General features: G+C 43.1%; 17 protein-coding genes. 8 read left to right on the top strand and 9 right to left on the bottom strand.

Translation table 11 applies throughout. The features are described from left to right. Positions 1 to 172 precede the first annotated feature (172 nt). Together ABH008_RS10585 and mltB are read right to left on the bottom strand one after the other, a co-directional pair. On the bottom strand, positions 173 to 3,439 hold the full coding sequence (locus ABH008_RS10585) for a DEAD/DEAH box helicase (protein ID WP_347989825.1): 3,267 nt from the start codon (positions 3,437 to 3,439) through the stop codon (positions 173 to 175). A gap of 8 nt (positions 3,440 to 3,447) precedes the next feature. Then, positions 3,448 to 4,458, bottom strand: coding sequence for a lytic murein transglycosylase B (gene mltB / locus ABH008_RS10580; protein ID WP_347989824.1), 1,011 nt, complete (start codon positions 4,456 to 4,458; stop codon positions 3,448 to 3,450). Between the two features lie 624 nt (positions 4,459 to 5,082). Between mltB and ABH008_RS10575 the strand changes: the two genes are divergently transcribed. Continuing rightward, entirely contained in the window at positions 5,083 to 6,258 is a 1,176-nt protein-coding gene (locus tag ABH008_RS10575; protein ID WP_347989823.1) for a GTPase, read from the top strand. A gap of 9 nt (positions 6,259 to 6,267) precedes the next feature. Then, complete coding sequence (locus ABH008_RS10570) at positions 6,268 to 7,785, top strand: GTPase (protein WP_347989822.1); 1,518 nt, start codon at positions 6,268 to 6,270, stop codon at positions 7,783 to 7,785. Positions 7,786 to 7,880: 95 nt separating this feature from the next. Here the strand turns inward: ABH008_RS10570 and ABH008_RS10565 are convergent, their stop codons facing one another. Further along, positions 7,881 to 8,750 carry an IS1 family transposase gene (locus tag ABH008_RS10565; protein WP_347989821.1) on the bottom strand — a complete coding sequence of 290 codons (870 nt, stop codon included), beginning with the start codon at positions 8,748 to 8,750 and terminating at the stop codon, positions 7,881 to 7,883. Between the two features lie 119 nt (positions 8,751 to 8,869). Here ABH008_RS10565 and ABH008_RS10560 point away from each other — a divergent pair, with 119 nt between their 5' ends. The 4 genes from ABH008_RS10560 to ABH008_RS10545 all read left to right on the top strand — a co-directional run bounded on the left by ABH008_RS10560 (position 8,870) and on the right by ABH008_RS10545 (position 11,940). Beyond that, positions 8,870 to 9,166 carry a type II toxin-antitoxin system RelE/ParE family toxin gene (locus ABH008_RS10560; RefSeq protein WP_347989820.1) on the top strand — a complete coding sequence of 99 codons (297 nt, stop codon included), beginning with the start codon at positions 8,870 to 8,872 and terminating at the stop codon, positions 9,164 to 9,166. Positions 9,167 to 9,186: 20 nt separating this feature from the next. Beyond that, entirely contained in the window at positions 9,187 to 10,290 is a 1,104-nt protein-coding gene (locus ABH008_RS10555; RefSeq protein ID WP_347989819.1) for a HigA family addiction module antitoxin, read from the top strand. Positions 10,291 to 10,313: 23 nt separating this feature from the next. After that, on the top strand, positions 10,314 to 10,793 hold the full coding sequence (locus ABH008_RS10550; protein WP_347989818.1) for a hypothetical protein: 480 nt from the start codon (positions 10,314 to 10,316) through the stop codon (positions 10,791 to 10,793). Between the two features lie 106 nt (positions 10,794 to 10,899). Then, entirely contained in the window at positions 10,900 to 11,940 is a 1,041-nt protein-coding gene (locus ABH008_RS10545) for an IS481 family transposase (RefSeq protein ID WP_347989817.1), read from the top strand. Between the two features lie 57 nt (positions 11,941 to 11,997). Here the strand turns inward: ABH008_RS10545 and ABH008_RS10540 are convergent, their stop codons facing one another. Then, a complete protein-coding gene (locus tag ABH008_RS10540) occupies positions 11,998 to 12,219 on the bottom strand; it encodes a hypothetical protein (RefSeq protein ID WP_347989816.1) in 222 nt (73 codons plus the stop codon). Between the two features lie 371 nt (positions 12,220 to 12,590). Continuing rightward, positions 12,591 to 13,079 carry a copper resistance protein NlpE gene (locus tag ABH008_RS10535; RefSeq protein ID WP_347989815.1) on the bottom strand — a complete coding sequence of 163 codons (489 nt, stop codon included), beginning with the start codon at positions 13,077 to 13,079 and terminating at the stop codon, positions 12,591 to 12,593. Between the two features lie 302 nt (positions 13,080 to 13,381). Between ABH008_RS10535 and sodB the strand changes: the two genes are divergently transcribed. Together sodB and ABH008_RS10525 are read left to right on the top strand one after the other, a co-directional pair. Beyond that, a complete protein-coding gene (sodB, locus tag ABH008_RS10530) occupies positions 13,382 to 13,963 on the top strand; it encodes a superoxide dismutase [Fe] (RefSeq protein ID WP_347989814.1) in 582 nt (193 codons plus the stop codon). A gap of 699 nt (positions 13,964 to 14,662) precedes the next feature. Further along, a complete protein-coding gene (locus tag ABH008_RS10525; RefSeq protein ID WP_347989813.1) occupies positions 14,663 to 14,923 on the top strand; it encodes a GNAT family N-acetyltransferase in 261 nt (86 codons plus the stop codon). Positions 14,924 to 14,991: 68 nt separating this feature from the next. Here ABH008_RS10525 and rodA read toward each other — a convergent pair whose 3' ends face one another. Genes rodA through mreC form a run of 4 tightly spaced genes read right to left on the bottom strand, consistent with a single transcriptional unit; the run spans position 14,992 to position 19,338 of the window. After that, entirely contained in the window at positions 14,992 to 16,122 is a 1,131-nt protein-coding gene (gene rodA, locus ABH008_RS10520; RefSeq protein ID WP_347989812.1) for a rod shape-determining protein RodA, read from the bottom strand. Continuing rightward, complete coding sequence (gene mrdA, locus ABH008_RS10515; protein ID WP_347989811.1) at positions 16,112 to 17,968, bottom strand: penicillin-binding protein 2; 1,857 nt, start codon at positions 17,966 to 17,968, stop codon at positions 16,112 to 16,114. The genes rodA and mrdA overlap by 11 nt, the downstream gene beginning before the upstream one ends. A gap of 6 nt (positions 17,969 to 17,974) precedes the next feature. Beyond that, positions 17,975 to 18,463 (bottom strand): rod shape-determining protein MreD, encoded by a 489-nt coding sequence (gene mreD / locus ABH008_RS10510; protein ID WP_347989810.1) that lies wholly within the window; start codon positions 18,461 to 18,463, stop codon positions 17,975 to 17,977. Continuing rightward, positions 18,463 to 19,338, bottom strand: a complete 876-nt coding sequence (mreC, locus tag ABH008_RS10505; RefSeq protein ID WP_347989967.1) for a rod shape-determining protein MreC — start codon at positions 19,336 to 19,338, stop codon at positions 18,463 to 18,465. Before mreC ends, mreD begins: the two co-directional genes overlap by 1 nt. Between the last annotated feature and the right edge of the window lie 275 nt (positions 19,339 to 19,613).

The raw sequence follows: 19,613 nt of genomic DNA, 5'->3' as shown, positions 1-19,613 counted from the left end.
CCATTAGGCGCAGCGTTCGAGTGATGTACGATTAAGAATATCACATACCGCCATCCAGACACATGAGATTGCTTAAACCATGCAGCATTTCGTAACATACCGCATCTCAATGAATGCAACGGTGTTAGCTTCGATCCCCCGGATTTCATTGCATTGCATCCAGGCTACATTTTTACGCTAAAGGCTCGAACAATAAACGTAAATCATCTGCACTTAATTTAAAATTGCCTTCCTCTTTATCGCCCGCATACACCCCATCTGCCAGGGCGCGTTTGCGCTCTTGCATGGCGATAATTTTTTCTTCTACAGTATTTTCGGTTATCAGCTTATACACAAACACGGGTTTTTCTTGTCCGATACGATGCGCGCGGTCGGCTGCCTGACTTTCTACTGCTGGATTCCACCATGGATCGTACACGATGACGGTATCGGCTTCGGTCAGGTTTAACCCCACCCCACCTGCTTTCAGGCTGATTAAAAACACATCGGCGGCACCGCTTTTAAAGCGCTCGATGGCATCGTCGCGCTGCCGGGTTTGTCCGGTTAGTTTGCTATAGGCAATATTTAACGCATTTAACTCTTGCTCTATGAGACTGATCATGCGCGTAAATTGCGAAAACACCAAAATTCGCCGCCCTTCTTCCAGCATTTCTGGCAACATTTCCATCAATAACTCTAGTTTGGCGGATTCGTTGACTTTTCTGGCCTGTTCTAGCGGTAAGGTACGTGGATCGCAACAGGTTTGGCGTAATTTTAACAGCGCATCTAATATGGTAATGTGGCTACGCGCCAGGCCTTTTTCAGCAATGGCACGTTGCACGCGCTGTTCCATGGTTAGACGGATGCTTTCATAAAGCATGGCTTGTTTTGGCCCTAGCGCCACGGCACGAATAATTTCGGTTTTGGCCGGTAATTCTTCCACCACCCCCTGCTTGGTGCGCCGTAACATAAACGGTGTAATGCGTTTTGATAGGCGTTGGCGTTGTTCGCTATCGCCATGTAATTCTATCGGCGTGCGGTAACGGCGTTTAAAATCGCTACTATCACCCAGAAAACCCGGCATTAAGAAATCAAATTGCGTCCACAATTCGCCCAGATGATTCTCCATGGGCGTACCGGTTAGACACAGACGATGTTCGGTACGAATGGCACGCACGACTTTTGCCGCCTTGGCATTAGGATTTTTGACAATTTGCGCTTCATCCAGTATCAAATAATAGTAACGCTTTGCCAGAATATATTCTTCGTCACGCGGCAGCAGTGGATAGGTGGTTAATACTAGGTCATAATCCTGAATGCTATCAAACAGTTCTTTTCGATCTGTACCTTGCAAAATGAGCACTTTTAGATTGGGGGTAAAGCGCGCCGCCTCACGCCGCCAGTTACTCATTAAACTGGTAGGGGCAATTATCAGACAGGGTGCTGTCATACGCCCGCTGATTTTTTCCACCAGCAAATGACACAGGGTTTGCAGCGTTTTACCCAAGCCCATATCATCTGCCAAAATACCCCCAAAGCGGTATTCGCGTAGGAACTGCAACCAGTTTAAGCCTTGCATTTGATAGTTACGCAACACCGCATTCAGTTGTTGCGGCACTTCTACCTCGGCTATCCCCTTAAAATCGATTAATTTTCGACCTAGTGCCAGTAAGTCTGCGCCACCTGAAATGGAAAACAAGCCATAACTATGTGTTTCCAACGTGGCCAGCCCGGCCGCATCAAAACGCGACAGCCTTAATGGCTCTTGTTTGTCCAATCCCAAATAATTGAACAGTTCGTAAAGTACATCCAGAAAGGGTTTAAGCTTGGCACTGGGCAAGGTTAAATATTGATGGGCGGATAGCGGTAAGGTCAATATCTCTGGCAGTTCATTGGGTGCATATTTTTCCAGTACCGGCATCAGTATGGGTAGCAAGGGCAGTTTTTGACCATTGATATCGACATTAAAACGCATTTCGAACCAGTCATTGCCTGATTCTGCAATTTCTGCATCCCAGTGGTCTGCATTTTGAAAAATCATTTGAAAACTGGGATCAAACTCGACCTGCCAGCCCTGCTCTTGTAAAGCGGGTAGTTGCTCGTGTAAAAATGCATGCCAAAGCTGGGCTTGCGAACTGAGATCGGTGTCTGGGGTTTTAAATAACAAACGGGTACGCGTCTCTTCGTCTTCCAACTCAAAACCACAAGCCAGCAAGCTATCCATAAACTGTTGTTCGCGCTCTATTTGCCGTTCGATACGCAAATAACCTTGCGGTGTTTGCAGCATGGTATAGGTTTCGGCACGATAACCCGGAATGCGATGCGTCGCGTAAACAAAGTCCAGTTGTAGCTGATGGATAAATTGCTCATCTGCATTCACCACACCTTGCAAAGTCAAATGCGGGCTTGCATCAAGGCCAGACAGCTCCTGAATGGATAATTTAGCCGGCGTGGGCAGTTTAATGTGCGGATAGTCGACCACCAGTCGTTGACTGAACTGTTGCGCCAATTGCTCGGGTACTGGGGGCGCTGTTAGCAGTTTACTGAGCTGATTGACGGGTAATTCCTGACAATCGATCAAACCTATTTGATGTGTATCATGATCGATAAAATAGGCGGGAACGGTGTCTATCAGCAATGCCGGGGGTTGGGTAAATACTTTTAATTCATAAGCGCCCTGCTCATTTAACTGCCAATCAAAGTTAAGGCTTCTGATTGGTGCGTGCTGAAAAGGTGTATTTTTATGGCTATCCCAATATAAATGCCCGGTTTCCAGCATTTTTTCCAAGGCATAAGCCCCTGACCAACCTTTTATTTGCAACTGATAGGTATTACCGGAATTGCTGAGTAACAGCTTAATAATTTCGATATCGTGTTCGCGTAAACACGGGGGCAGTTTATAGTTATAATTTAAACTGTATTTTAAATTATTGATATTAAGATCGCGACCTTTGGTGATACCGCCATTTTTCTTGGTTTTTGTCACCAAAAGATCAACCCATAGCTGATGGGTAACTGGGTTATATTTCAACACATAAGCCATAAACTCGGTGTTATCCAGTATCGCTTCTTCGCCATCTACATCCAGACTTTCCAACCAGTCGAAACAGGCGGTGGCAGTAGAGGGAGAAGCAATTGCCTGCAAGCGCTTTAAGTATTCCAGACTAGCCGTCACCACATGTTTGCAGTTATAGCCCATGGGACAGCTGCATTGCCCGGAAATATTGACGGTTTGTAAATCTTCCCGCCATGCAATAAAAATATTTTGCTTATAGGCATGCTGATGTGTGCCTTTAACGCGAGACACCAAGGTTACGCTGCTATCTTCTTCATCTTCTATGCTAAATTCAAGCAAACGCTTTTCTTCAAAATACAATTGACCCCGTTGAAAATTAATCAGACTGCATTCATAACGAATGGTATCTACATCAAAATTCTGACACAGCTTACTTGTCATCATCTGGCTGCTCAAAGGGGTGCGGGGGCGGATTTTTTACGTTCCGCGATGGCCTGACTTAACTGATACACAGCCAGTGCATACAAAGGACTGTGGTTATAGCGGGTAATGACATAAAAATTATGCAATCCCAGCCATAAATCGTCGCCGTCTGCTTGTTGAAAACTAAGTAACTTAACAGATGTAGAGGCCGCTAATTGCGGCGGTGTCTGAATCTGCAAAGCTTGCAGGGCTTGCACCGAAGTATCAGGCTTTACGCCACTGTGTAAGGCTTGCTGGTAAGCCTGACCATTGCGGCTGACAGGAAAAGCAATGGGTTGCCCACTATGCCATTGATTACGGACAAAATAATTTGCCACGCTGGCAATGGCATCGGCGCTGTTTTTCCAAATGTCGCGCTTGCCGTCGTGATCAAAATCCACTGCATAGCTTAAATAGCTACTGGGCATAAATTGCGGTAAACCCATAGCACCCGCATAAGAGCCCATGGGTTGCAGAGCATCCAACTGTTCGCTACGTGCTAACAGCAGAAAATTTTCCAGCTCTTTTTGGAAAAAATCGCTACGTGCCTCCCGCGCAAAACCTAGTGTAGCCAAGGCATCGATCACCCGGTACTTGCCGGTATGCGCACCGTATTTACTTTCTACGCCAATAATAGCGATAACGATTTCAGCAGGAACACCATATTCCTGTTGCATAGCCTTTAATGCAGCTTCATTATCTTGCCAGAATTTAACGCCACCCGCGATACGCTCTTCTGTCATGAAGATTTCACGGTATTGAAACCAGGGTTTGGCTTCCGCTGGTTTAACGATGGCGTCCAATATGGCTTGTTGAATTTGCACCTGGGCAAACTGTTGTCTTAGCGCCGCTTCCTGAAAACCATGTTGCTTAACCATCACATTGATAAAGTGCTGAAAACTAGCTGTTTCTGCCACTTCTGCCTGCACAGCCTGTGTGGGCAACAGTGCAGCCAGAGCCAAAATCAATACTCCAAGTTTCATTTCTTTGCGTTTGTTCACTCGTTATATCCTAAGTTAGCGCTTAATTTTGCAGTCTTAACCACAGTCGCAGGTAGCATAAATAAACACTGTTTATGCTTGTTTTTGCCAGCATAAATATCTACCCGCCCCGACTGAGTCCGCTAAATCACAAGCAAAACCCCTATGGTAATACAAAGCGTGGCATTTATGCACATCAAAACCAAGCTTTTTAATCTGGATCAACAAAATACTTTAAAAAAACTGAATTAAACCAATGTGGAGCGGCTGTTAGGGTAAAGTTAGGCATGTTCCAATATTAGTTGCATGGCTAATTTTGTTAGCTATTGGCTTCGATCCCCGGATTCTATTTCATTGCATCCAGGCTACGTTTAAACGGTTTGTTAGGTCAATTAATGAGTTGAGTTGGATGCCATCGTCATGCAAAATATCGATTTTTCACCACATTTAACGATCAATGTTAAAATCGATTTGACGGCCGCCCCCAGATTTACCGGCTCTCCATTATAGGCGCCCAACCCAATCCATCTTTCAACATCAGATATTCGCTGCATTGATGCTATTTGTATTGGATCAAAATCAGGTGAACTTTGTGTCTAGCGTTTGGCACAGAGGTAATACACCAAAATATATTAAGCAATGACTATGAATATTATCGGCAGTTGGACATGGAAAGGTTTGGGCGATGCACTCTTTAACCCTAGAGCGACTGGCTTAGATGCCAAAATAAACGAGGTTAAGCAACGCTTACCTATACCGGTTTTTTGGCTACTGGGCAAAACACAGGCTGGCAAAACATCGCTCATTCGAGCATTAACCGGTAGCGAAGTGGCTGAAATTGGTAATGGCTTTCAGGCTTGCACGAAAAGATCGCGATTTTATGACTTTCCATCATCCAGCCACCCGATGATCCGTTTTCTGGATACACGAGGCTTGGGCGAAACCGCATATGATCCCGGCGAAGATTTAACGTGGTGTGCCAATCAGGCGCATTTATTGGTGGTGGTACTCCGAGCTCTGGATATGAATCAAGCAGAGGTGGTGAATACCGTGCTGACTATTCACCATCAACACCCGGACTGGCCTATCATAGTGGTACAAACTGTTCTACACGAAGGCTATGCCAGTGATGCAGAACATATTCAACCGTATCCTTACCAACAAACACCCTTTCCGCCGCAAGTACCCCATGCTTTAGCGCAAGTGCTATTACATCAACGTGACTGGTTTAAGTCAGTGCCAGTGCATTTTGTGCCCGTTGATTTTACCTTACCTGAGGATGGTTTTGAGCCTGTCGATTACGGGTTGGAAGCCTTATGGGATGCCATTGAAAGTGTGCTGCCAACGGGCATGATCGGCTTATTACGCGGTAGTGAGCAGCATAAAGAATTACTGGATTTTCATGCAGGGCAAGCGCATCCGCACCTAATCGGTTACGCCGTATTGAATGCCGGCATGGGCGCAATTCCTCTGGCAGGCTTACCTCTAGTGCTAGCGGTGCAAGCCAAACTATTTCATAGTATTGCTTCCATTTATGGCCTGGAGTTGACCCGCCGACTTTATGCTGAATTTACCAGCCTTATTGGTATGAGTGTCGGTATAGGATTATTAGGACGGGAATTGCTGAAATTTGTGCCGGTTTACGGTTCGGCCGTGGCCGGTGTGTATTCGGGAGCAATGACGTATGCACTGGGCAAGGCTTTTTGCGTCTATTTGCAAGGTGTTAAGCGCGGCGCTTTACCTGACCATGCATCGTTAAAACAAGCTTACGACGAAGCTTTCGTCCAGGCACGTCAATTTCTCAACAAAAAGGAAACTTAGCCGATGCCTATGTCTATAAACCGCTTTGCCGTGGCATTAGCCATCCTGTTTTTACTACCTTGGCTGGTGTTAATCGGCTTAGGCGGTTACTGGTTATGGCTACAGGGTTGGATTTATCAGGGCATTGGCATCTTGTCGGCTAACATTGCCCTAGTCTATGCACTGTTACACTGGCGCAGTCATCGTGCAAAGACCTTGCTTGTAGAGCATATTGAGATTGAGCCTAATCCTAACTGGCCGGACAAAGCCCAATTAGCCTGGCAGGCACTTAAGCCGTTAACTGAACGCTGGCAAAAAGAAACGGATTTACTCACGGATTCAAGCAAAATCCTAAAATTGTCTAATGAAGTATTAACACTGGTTGCGCGACATTTTCACGCCGAATCGAAATACCCAATTTTAGAATTTCCGTTGCCGTATTTGCTGAAGTTAATCACATTGATCTGCGATGATATTCAACACGAGGTATTAGACAAGATTCCCGGCAGCCATGCGGTGAGAGTCGGTGATTTATTACGCGCCAAGCAGGCCGTTGCTACCTTGAATAAACTCAAATCTGTTTTCGATGTTGGAAATTGGCTGTTTAACTGGTCAGGCGCGGGGTTGGCTAAAGCACGCAGTATATTAATCGGCAAAGGGCTAAATACCGTTACCCAAGAAATATCACAGCGCTTCCTTAGTGCTTATATCAACAAGCTCGGCTATTACGCTATTCAACTGTACAGTGGCCAATTAAGCTTAGATGATATGGTCCCGACTGATAGATTAACGACGACCTCAAAGGAAAATATTGCAACGAGTGAAGCGCATAATCAGTCTATAGAGCCGCTTCGACTACTTGTTTTAGGACAAGTCAGTTGCGGTAAATCCAGTTTAATTAATGCCTTATTTGGCGAAATTAAAAGCGCGGAAGGATTTTTGCCGACTACTGCCGAAATTACCCCTTACTTACTCGAACGCGAGGGCCTGCAACAAGCCATCTTATTAGACAGCGCGGGTTATGGCGGATTAATGCATGATCAGGTGCCTGATGCATTAAAGAAAGAATTGGCAAAAGTCGATATAATTTTAATGGTTTGCAATGCTGCACAAGCTGCTCGCCAAGTCGATACGCTGCAATTGAATGCTATTCGCCACTATTTTCAAGCAGAATGTCCCAATCAAGCCTTACCGGTTATCATTGCGGTTATTACACATATTGATCGTTTGCGTCCAGTCCGTGAATGGCAGCCTCCTTACAATATCCAACAACCAGACAACGCCAAGGCAGATAGTATTCGCCAGGCTTGTATAGCCATTGCTCAAGATCTGAGTTTATCGCTAGATTGCATAGTTCCGGTTTGTCTTTTCCCTGAAAAACCAGTTTACAATATTGAAGACGGTTTGATACCACTGATTCACGACCATCTTAACGCTGCACAACGGGTGCGTTATTTACGCTGTTTACGTCAACAACAAGCAGAAAGCTACTGGCAGCATTGGCGAAAACAGGCATTACAAGCGGGCCAGCTCATTTTTAGACTTTAAAGAGGAATGTTGAGGGCTACGCTATTCGATGATGATAGATTAAATTGCAACTGATGCGCCGCCCGGGCAGTGGTTAAGTTTGAAATAAATTATTTTTAATCGGCTTTCTTTTTGTATGGGCCGCGTTTTTTAGGTTCTGGTTCTGTAATCAAGTTAACAATGTCTGTCAGCTCCCAAACATGATCTGTTAAGCCTGCTGCCATTGCTGGCGTAATTCTAAGCGACTTATGAATTTTGCAGTAGTTATAAAACATAAAATAAAGGCTAAGAGCGTGCATGTGGTTTTCAAGTTTTTTGCTAAATGTATTTGTTAATCTGGTAAATCTACGCATACGCATGGTTAAATTCTGACGTTCTACATAACTGGTAGATACGTAGTAAAAGTCTGGATTACCTTCAATTCTTCTTTTTTCAATACCTGTGCATTCTGCTGGACTGTATCGGGTATCGTCTTTAGCATTTCCACCATTACCATAAAGCTTAATCAATTGAGCAAAGTCTACATTTGCACCGAAAGCATCTTCTACAGCATTTAAATAGGCTTTGTGTCCGTCACTTGTTAATTGCACTCTGTTGCTAAGACGACTGGCTAAATCGTTAATAAAACAATTTGCTGAACCAGCATCACGAGTACCAACGTGCCAGCATGGAACTAGTTTTGTATCAGCGTCTATAGCCGTCCAAGTGTAAACATCGCCGATACCGAACAATCCTTTCATTTCTTCTGGCACATTCTTTTGTTTCATTCCGACAAATGAACAGATTTCATCACATTCAATGCGCTTTAGTTTTAGATTATGATGATTTTCATCTTGATAAATAGCGCAAGCCTCACCAGCATCAGCCAGCAATTTAAGGATCGTATTTTTTGATGCACCAGTTACACGACTAGCCGCATTAATTCCCATGCCTTCGCATAGTACGGATAGGATTTTTGCGCGGTCTTTGGTGTTAAGTTTGTTCATTGGTTTTCATAAATTCAAAATGAAATTATATGCGATATGCAAGTATAATCAATAAATATTTACGCATAACGGTTATTTATGTATTATATGTTTTATTTTATGCTAAAATTAAGAAGAAAATGGAAATCAAATTTGAAGATGAACAGTTAGAACGTCTAGAAAGAGACTCAAATTTTGATGCAGGATTTGATAGGTCTGTAGTTAAAAAATTTAGGATGAGAATACAGTTTATAAGATCAGCACCAGATGAACGTACCTTTTATTCAATGAAGTCACTTCACTATGAGAAATTAAAGGGTGACTTAGATGGCTATCATTCTATGCGTCTAAATGATCAGTGGCGATTAATTATTAAAATTATAAAAGATGAGATTGGTAAATTAGTTGTTGTAATTTCAATAAGTGATTACCACTAAAATAGGTGTTGGAGGAAAAAATGAGCATGACACAAGAGATATTTCCACCGGGAGAGTTTTTGTTAGAAGAACTAGAGACTAGGGGATGGTCACAAATAGAGCTTTCAGAAATTATGGGCAGGTCTACCAATGTAATAAGCGGAATTATTACAGGGAAAAGACAAATAACTCCTGATACTGCAATTCAACTAGGAGATGCCCTAGGCACTGGCGCTGAAGTTTGGATGAATTTAGAAAGTCAGTATCAATTATCAAAAGTTAAAAAACCAGATAATTTAGTGGTAAGGAAAGCTTATCTATACGAAAAATTTCCAGTTAGAGAAATGATAAAAAGAGGATGGGTAGAAGCATCAGATAACATTGATGTTTTTGAGCAGCAATTCATTAAGTTTTTTAATATTCCTGATTTAAAGACACCACCTAGTTTTAATGTTGCAGCTAAGAAATCAAACGAGACTAATGATTTGAGCATACAGCAATTGGCATGGTTAAATCGCTGTAAAGCTATTGCCACATCTCAACTAACTAAGGGCTATAAAGAATCGGAACTTAGAAATGCACTTCCTAAGCTAAATGCTTTATTGTCAGCTCCAGAGGAAGCAAGACATGTATCAAAGATACTTTCTGATTGTGGTGTCAAATATGTCATTGTTGAGCCATTGCCTGGTTCAAAAATCGATGGAGCATGTTTTTGGCTAGAGAATTCTCAGCCAGTGATCGCCATGTCTTTAAGATTAGATAAAATTGATAATTTTTGGTTTGTATTACGCCATGAAATTGAACATGTCCTACACGGGCATGGTAAAAAAATTGGATATATTATCGACAATGACGATTCGTTTAGTCCCAACAATGTTATTGATGAAGAAAATATTGCTAATTTAGCTGCGGCTGATTTCTGCGTACCTAATGCAGAATTAAGTAACTTTGTGGCAAGAGTATCTCCGTTTTTTAGCGAACAAAAAATTATTCTGTTTTCAGAAAGAATAGGGGTTCATCCAGGTGTCGTAGTTGGGCAACTGCAACGTAAACTCGATAGATATGATTTTTTAAGAAAACACTTGGTTAAGATACGAAACTTCGTAATATCAGGCGCAATGACTGATGGATGGGGCTTTTTATAGTTTTTTAAGTAAATGGTGAAACAATGACAGCATATTCAAACGCAGTACGAGATTATATTGAACTTTACAAAAAAGAAGTTGGCGACAATCCACTTATAGACCCGCAGGAATTAGCAGCTTGGGCATATCATAAGGGGTTACATAAGCCCAATACTAAAACAATTATTGACCTTATCGCTAAGGATATTTCGCAAGTATTTAGAGAGGAATATAGAACTGATAAAAATGGGCAGCGTTATAGGGCAAAACATGCTGTTACTAGCAGAAAAGACAATAAAACTCTTTCAATTTGGGCTGATATGGATGACCCGAATGCTCCACACGAGCATTTTCAAAAATCTTTTGCTCAAAGAAGGTCGCAAATTGTTGGAGATTGCTTCCAACTTAAAACGGATGCTGATGTGTATAATGAAAATATAAAGCCTAACGACCCAATTCAAATAGTTCTTGATTTTACTTTTGATGTAGAGGAATTACAGCAGCCTTTTTTAAGGGCTTCTTAATTGTATTAGTCACGACCTAATCTGACACAGGGCTTGCAAAAAAGAGCGTTACCGATTTTGATATGGGTGTCGAATCCGTCATCAAAATCACAAAGAGGTAACGCTCATGCTACATACTAACAATCCCATTATTAAACATAAAGCAGGATTATTGAATCTTGCTGAAGAGCTTCAAAATGTATCCAAAGCTTGCAAAATAATGGGCTTATCAAGAGATACATTTTATCGGTATCAGGAGTTGGTAGAAACCAATGGACTGGATGCTCTCATCAATCAAAATCGTCGTGTTCCAAATTTAAAAAATCGTGCAGATGAAGCGACTGAAACGGCTGTCATTCATTACGCCATTGATTTTCCAGCTCACGGCCAGCACAGAACCAGTAATGAATTGCGTAAACGAGGCATCTTCATTTCAGGTAGTGGCGTCCGCTCAATTTGGCTACGCAATCAATTGGCCAACTTCAAGGATCGCTTAAAGGCTTTGGAAATAAAAGTAGCCAATGAAGGTATCACGCTGAGTGATGATCAAATTGCCGCCCTAGAGCGCAAAAAAGAAGATGATGTGGCTTGTGGTGAAATTGAAACGCATCATCCCGGCTATCTGGGGGCGCAAGATACTTTTTATGTGGGTAATCTCAAAGGTGTTGGTCGTATCTATCAGCAAACCTTTATCGATACTTATTCCAAAGTGGTTCATTGCAAATTGTATACGACCAAAACACCTATTACCGCAGCAGACGTGCTAAATGATAGGGTTTTACCTTTCTATACAAGCCAAAATTTACCCATGCTTCGCATACTAACAGATCGGGGAACCGAGTATTGCGGCAAAGTAGATCAACACGATTATCAGCTTTATTTAGCGATCAATGACATTGACCACACCAAAACAAAAGCGATGTCACCCCAAACCAATGGCATCTGCGAACGCTTCCATAAAACAATTTTGCAAGAGTTTTACCAGGTTACTTTCCGTAAAAAACTCTATGCCGATTTGGATAGTTTGCAAAAAGATCTGGACGATTGGTTGGTTTATTACAATAATGAAAGAACTCATCAAGGTAAAGTTTGTAATGGCAGAACACCAATGGAAACTTTACTGAATGGGAAACAGATTTGGGCAGCTAAAAATTTAAACCAAATCTAATCTTACAGACACCCATTAAAATCGGTAACTGTCAGATCAAGTCTGAGCTAGTACATCTTAATCTATTTTATGCCATCTAGCACTAGCAGCATTTTTTGCAATCTCAGATCGTTCTTCCGGCGTTAGCTTGTCTGCTCTCGCCTTTCCTCCTTTCTGACCTACTTTTTTAGTGTCGGTATTATTTACCTTTAACTCCGCTTCAGCTTCGCCTATAGCCTGCTGAAACACATTAAAGGCTGTTTGGGTAAAATCTTTTCTTGGATTTGTTTTTTTAGTCATGATTATAAGGTAGCATAATGACAAAAAAAGTTCAGCTAGCTAAATTTCAAACTGAACCACTACCGCCGCCCGTTGGTTGGCACATCCCAACGTTGATGGTAACAATTAAGGCTTTATGATGCGGTTCGTAAATTCTCCACACCCTACGAGCTGTTTTATGATTTTGGTGTTTCAGCTTTATCGAGTGATAGCTGCATAGCTTATTTTGTTATCGATTGACTTCGAAACCCGGATTCCATTTCATTGCATCCAGGCTACATTGTTTAGCGTTGCAAACTTAAAAACACCGTTGGACCTACCTGCTTAGGTCGAACGGTGTTTTTTAGACCACAACTAATAAAACCATTATTGTAAAGGCCAGTACCTCAATATTAATGCGATCCGTGCTGAGAAGGCGCAGTTTCTACCATATCATTTCTGCGTAAGGTATAGCGCTCGGCGTCTTTACCTGTATAGCGATTGCCTTTATTATCGAGTTGGATCAACACGTTTTCGCCTACCCAGTATTGATGAGTGGTTTCGCTGTTTTTGGGTGTTAACAATATGGTATTTTCTTGGCTACCCAGGCTAAACTTACCTTTCTCTACAAATTCACGTTCCGATTTACCTGCATACTGAGTCATTAATATATACGTATTATTTTTGTTCAATGCCAGCGTTGTTTTAATGCCTATGCAGTCAAAACAAGGGGTAAAGCCTTTATAAATGCCTGGCCAATCCTTACTGGTTTGACTATGCTCATGACCTTCCGCTGCGGCTTGTTCTGCTGCTTCAGCAAAAGCCTGACTCTGTAGGGATACTGCGCTAATCAACAGCGAAACAGTCAGCATGCGAAAAGTTCTCAGTGTTATTTTTTGCATATTTGCTCCTCAGCAAAATTATTATTATGGAAGAATAATGGGCGGCAAACACCAGAATGTATGCTTAATTATCTATCAAAACCATGGCAATCACTCGGTCTAATCTATTTTACCTGAGTTTTTTGATCTCGCTGCAATGTTTAGGCACTATTCATAGACCTATGCTGTTACTCTAACCGCTGTTTACGTTTCTCAATTTAGCATTACTCGCCGTTCTTGAATATAATGCTTCCAATCGTTATATTGAGCTTATCGCTCTGTTCTTAATCACAATTGCATTTCAATCTAGCCGGAGAAAAAACATGAGTATTGAATTACCCGCATTACCTTACGCCAATGACGCTTTGTCACCCCATATTTCTGCCGAAACCATCGAATTCCATTATGGAAAACATCACCAAACCTATGTGACCAATCTAAACAATTTAATCACAGGTACCGAGTTTGAAGGTTTATCGTTGGAAGAAATCGTTAAAAAATCGTCTGGTGGTATTTTTAATAACGCGGCACAGGTTTGGAATCATACTTTCTACTGGAACAGCCTGTCTCCAAATGGTGGCGGCGAACCTACCGGTGGATTGGCAAATGCTATCGAACGCACTTTCGGTTCTTTTGAACAGTTTAAACAAGAATTTGCTAAAACGGCTGTGACCACCTTTGGTTCGGGCTGGGCTTGGCTGGTAAAAAAACCCAATGGCGGTTTGGAATTGGTCAGCACCAGTAATGCGGCCACTCCGTTGACTGAGGGTAAAACGCCTATTTTAACATGCGATGTCTGGGAACACGCCTATTACATCGATTATCGTAATCTGCGTCCAAAATATCTTGAAGCGTTCTGGGCTTTAGTTAACTGGGAATTTGCTAGCGCGAATTACGAGGGTTAAGCCTTACTCTCTGCTAACCCGTATGGCGTAAAACGAAATACGGGTTACGGCCTTAAATCTAGCCACTGTGATTATGCTACATAGCTAAACCACAGGTGTAGAATGTGTCAACTAACTAGCGGCGCATCTTTTACGGGCATGATAATCGACATATAGATTATATGATTAGATGAGCGTTTTTTATTGTAACAAGGTTCGTCTTGAATTAAATCCCATAAAAGTAAACAGAGATAAAGCAAATATCCATATTGCATGCGCAGTCAGTGATGTACTTGTGATTGTTTCTGGTGCATTGCCGTTGTGCAAAGAAATATTTCTGCTAGTAAAACCAACCGCAATATTCTGTGTTTGATCCGCATTAACCACTGGGTATAGAACCGCATCAATTTCCACCCAACCAAAATCATTATTACGTCTAATTAGTACAGAATAGATAGGCGTGGTTTTAGTTTGAGCTTGATGGCGGGTTTAAGGCTTTATGGTGCGGTTCGTGCCTCACCGCACCCTACGACGTGAACATAAATCAGCTGATATTAGTGGCATTGAACTCGATTGATCGCCGCCCGTTGGTTGGCACATCGTTCCTTCATAAATTTCTGGGGTTTAGACTTAGAACCCTAAAAATAAATAATATTTACTGGTAACAGTTTGACACCAATTACCTATAATGGATCTAGACACAATTAACCAGAAAATCTGATGAAAGCCCTACCATTAAAAGTACCCGCAATAACGCTCGCCCGTTTAGCTGTAACGCTTGCAGAGCAAAAAAAAGGTCATGGCGAACGTTTACTTCTTGATGCAATGTATCAAGTTAAAGCGGCTTCCGGCCTAATTGGCGGCAGCTTCTTATTTGTCGATTCGAAAGATACAGAATTATCTTTCTACACTCGTTATGGATTTGTGCCGCTTGCTGACAGCCCACTTACATTGTGCATGCCCATCACTCAAATCCCCTAACATAAGTGCCGTAGGGTGTGGATGTGGAGAACGTCAACGAACCGCATCAACCCCCAGGCTATAATCCCCTACCCTGGCAACAACTTCCGGTGCGTATGAATCGACATCAATATTCCAAAACCCGCCATTAAAGTCACCATTGAGGTACCGCCGTAACTGACCATGGGCAATGGCACACCCACCACCGGCAATACGCCAATAACCATGCCGATATTGACAAACACATACACAAAAAAGGTAAAGGCCAAACTGCCGGCCAGTAGGCGGCTATAGGTATCTTGCGCTTGTACTGCAATATAAAAACAGCGGCTGATGACCAACAGATACAGTATCAATAAACCCACACAACCGAATAAGCCAAATTCTTCGGCATACACGGCAAAGATAAAGTCGGTGGAGCTTTCGGGTAAAAAGTCTAGCTGCGCCTGACTACTGCCTAACCAGCCTTTGCCGTTAATGCCGCCAGAGCCGATGGCGATTTTCGACTGAATGATATGATAACCTGCGCCCATGGGATCGGCTTCTGGATTGATAAAGGTTAGCACCCTATTGCGCTGATATTCACGCATAAAATGCCATAATAACGGGGTTAAGGCGGCAAAAATCAGCACAGTACCGAAGATTAACCACCAGGACAATCCAGCGAAAAATAATACCGCAGCACCGGAACTAGCCACTAGTAGCGCGGTACCCAAATCCGGTTGCTTGGCGATCAACAAAACCGGTAACAAGAGCAACCCGGCAGCGATTAACACTTGTTTAGCTTTGGGGGGCAAAGGATGTGCAGCCAAATACCAGGCGATCATCATGGGTGTGGTCAGTTTGGTTAATTCTGATGGCTGAAAGCGAAACACGCCCAAGTCCAACCAGCGTTGCGCACCTTTTCCAATCTGACCCATAATGGCCACTGCAATCAATAACAATACGCAGATGCTAAACAAGGCTACCGAAAAGTTCTGAAACTGGCGCGGATTAACATGTGCCAGTACCGTCATGACGGTTAAAGCTAAAGCCATACGTGTAGCGTGGCGGATTAACACGGGAATTTCCTGCCCACCCGCACTGTATAAAATCACAAAACTCAGGCTGCAGATCATCAGCAAGCCCAACAGTAACGGTATATCGATATGCAGTTTGCGTAACAGATTGCCGATTAAAGACGGCGACTGAAAATGCTCTTGCCGCGTTTCATTTTTCATGCGTTTCCGGGGGTTTAGGGTGCAAATAGGCATCAATAATTTCGCCGGCGATGGGCGCAGCGACCGAGCCGCCGTGTCCACCGTGTTCGGCAATTACCGCCACTGCAATTTGCGGATCATGTACCGGTGCAAAGGCAATAAATAAAGCATGATCGCGCATTTTAAAATCAATATTATCTTCGTTGTATTTTTCTTCCTGCTTAATGGTAAACACCTGCGCAGTACCAGTTTTACCGGCAATCTGATAGCCAATAGCTTTATCCAACCGCCCTGCCGTACCGCGCGCACCATGGACTACGTTGGTCATACTTTGAATGATATTACTGACATTCTGATATTTAAGCGGGATAATCTCATCCGCCTCCACATCAAACGAATCGGTATAATTTGCATTAATAATGCGCTGCACCAGATGCGGAGTAATCACCTTGCCGTAGTTAGCCATGGTGGCGGTGGCTTTGGCCAATTGCAAAGGCGTTACCTGCATATAACCCTGGCCAATCCCGGTAATCAGGGTTTCTCCGGGAAACCAGGCTTGATTTCGACTATTGCGTTTCCATTCCTTAGACGGCATTAAGCCATCAATTTCCCCAACCAAATCAATACCGGTGCGTTTGCCAAAACCAAATTTATTCAAAAAATCATGCATTTTATCGATACCCAATGCCAAAGCCAGATCGTAAAAATACACATCGCAGGATTGGGTAATGGCTTCGTTCATATCCACCATGCCGTGTCCGGTTTTTTTCCAATCTCGATATTTATGGTCTACATTGGGCAATTTGTAATAGCCAGGACAAAACAGGCGATGCCCGAAATCGGTGACCCCATATTCCAGACCCGCTAAAGCTAAAAACGGTTTTACCGTGGAACCTGGCGGATACTGTCCACGCAAAGCACGATTGTAGAGGGGTTGATCCGGTGATTCTTGCAAAGCTTTATAGTCTTTACCGGAAATGCCCGACACAAACGGATTGGGATCAAATCCAGGGCGACTGGCAAACACTAATACGCCACCGGTTTTAATATCAATAGCCACCGCTGCGCCGTTATATTCACCCAGAGCGTCAGTGGCAATTTTCTGTAAATCCACATCCAGGGTCAAATATATATTGGCACCCGCTATGGGTTCGGTGGTGGCAACGGTGTTAACCGCGCGCGCCTGGGCATTGGTTTCAATTTCTTCGTAACCGGCAGTACCATGCAACTCGTTTTCGTAGGTTTTTTCGATACCGTTTTTACCAATAAAATCGGTACCGCGATATTCATCCGCCGGTAAGGCTTTTAATTCTGCCTCATTTATGCGCCCCACGTAACCGAGTACGTGTGCGGTAAGATCGCCATACGGGTAATATCGTACCAGACGCACATAGACATCCACGCCGGGAAAATAGGGCCTGACTACCGAAAACCTGGCCACTTCCTCTTCGTTTAAATTTTGTAGTAAGGGCGTGGTGGTAAAGGCTTTATTGCGTTTACGCTGTTTTTGAAACAGCTCGATTTTTTCCTCGGAGATATTCAGCAGTTCTTGCAATTGCTTTAGAGTCTGATCCAGATTTTCGATTTGTTCCGGGATCAACTCCAAACTGTAGGTAGGCACATTCTGCGCCAGCATGCGCCCGCGGCGATCATAGATAATGCCGCGTGTGGGTGGCAAGGGCGCAATTTTGATCCGGTTGTCTTTGGAAAGAGTTGCATAATGTTCGTGACCCACAATTTGCAAGTACACCAGACGCACCACTAGTCCAGCAATCAATACCAAAATTAAAAAGAACGCAGCAACGACGCGACTTAAAAATATACGGTTTTCTGCCAAACCATCCTTAAAACCAAAGCCTCTATCCATAGATTATCATGCAATACGCGCTTCAAGACGTACTATGCGTAATAAAGCAAATACGGCTGGCCACATCAGGGTGCCGCTCAATAAGGGGTACCAAAATTCCAATGTGAGATGATTACTGCCTTTCATGCTTTCAGTGCCAAAAATAATACTTTGCGCACCCAGCAAGCAAAAAAACACAAACATGCATTGCTGTATAATGGGAAACTGACGCAAGCGTCTGTGTTCTTTAATACTAAAATAAGCAATCAGCGCGTAAATCAGACCATATTGGCCCAGTAAACGTCCAGTCAACACATCGGTTAACAAACCGATACCCCAGGCAGCAAACACCCCGAAGCGTTCCGGCACGGCCATCGCCCAATAAATCAGTACCAGCATTATCCAGTCTGGATTCCACACATCCAACAGCGGTGAAAGTGACATGATACGCAACACCATAGCGATAGCGATAGTGAGTAAATAATAAAACAAGGCAATTGAACTATGTTGTGACATCAGTGTGGTATTGCAGGTTGTTGGGCTTTGTCTTTATTATCCAAAACCACGGGTGTGGAATCGCTCCAAACAATCAGGAATTCGCGGCTTTTATCCAGATCAGCCTTAGGAGTAGCGTAGATATTGGCAAAAGATTTATCCGGTCTGGCTTCAAATTTATCCACCACCGCCACCGGATACCCGGCCGGAAAGCCCCCGCCCAAGCCTGACGTAACCAGTAAATCACCTGGCACTATATCGGCATTATTGGCTAAAAACGGCAGCTGTAAACGATTGGACTGCCCGGTACCGAAAGCAATGGTGCGTAAACCGTTGCGATTAACTTCCACCGGAATGGCGTGATCGGGATCGGTAATCAACATCACTTCGGAGCTATTGGGATACACTCTGATAACCTGACCGACAATACCATTGGCATCTAAAACCGGCTGTTTGGGATGTACCCCAAACCGCGAACCTTTATTAACCACCACCGAATGATCATATGGCGCCAGCTTGACCGATAACAATTCGGCCACCAGTACTTGCTCCCCCAGTTGGAACGAGTTTTCCAGTAATAAACGCAGACGTATATTTTCTTTTTCCAAAGCCGCCAGTTTTAATAATTTGGCATCGTTAATCAATTGCTGCTCTATCAAGTGGTGATTTAACTTTTGTAATTCGATATAGGAAATAACTGAGTCCGACATCGAGTGAAAAGTATCCACCGGTAAACTGGCCAATGATTGCAAAGGATAGACCGCAAAAGACAGCATCGAACGTAAGTACGACAAGCGCGTACCCCGATAATCGATCACTAATAAGCTAATCGAGGCCAAAACAGCCACCAAAAGGCGGGTATTTAACGAAGGGCCGGTAGCAAATAATAGTTTTATAACAAAACCTCAATAGGGATAAATAGTATGCATGACAAATCTGTAGTGTAAGCAGAGGTTGATCTCAAGAGATAACTGCGCATACTCACTATAAGTTTGAAAAGCATAATGTTAGTGTTTCTACAGAACAATTAATCATAAATACATAGACTTATAAATTAGCGCAGGCAACTTTCTTGCAATATGTGGCTTTCTTTGCTGAAAATCTCTACTCAATCCCTATATTTTAAAGCAATCCTGATTAAAATTCGCTGATTATTGCGCGTCTATCTAAA

This window comes from Methylomonas sp. AM2-LC (assembly GCF_039904985.1).
Taxonomy (GTDB): domain Bacteria; phylum Pseudomonadota; class Gammaproteobacteria; order Methylococcales; family Methylomonadaceae; genus Methylomonas.
The sequence above is the reverse complement of the archived record's forward strand: the minus strand, read 5'-3'. Positions and strand labels throughout refer to the sequence as shown.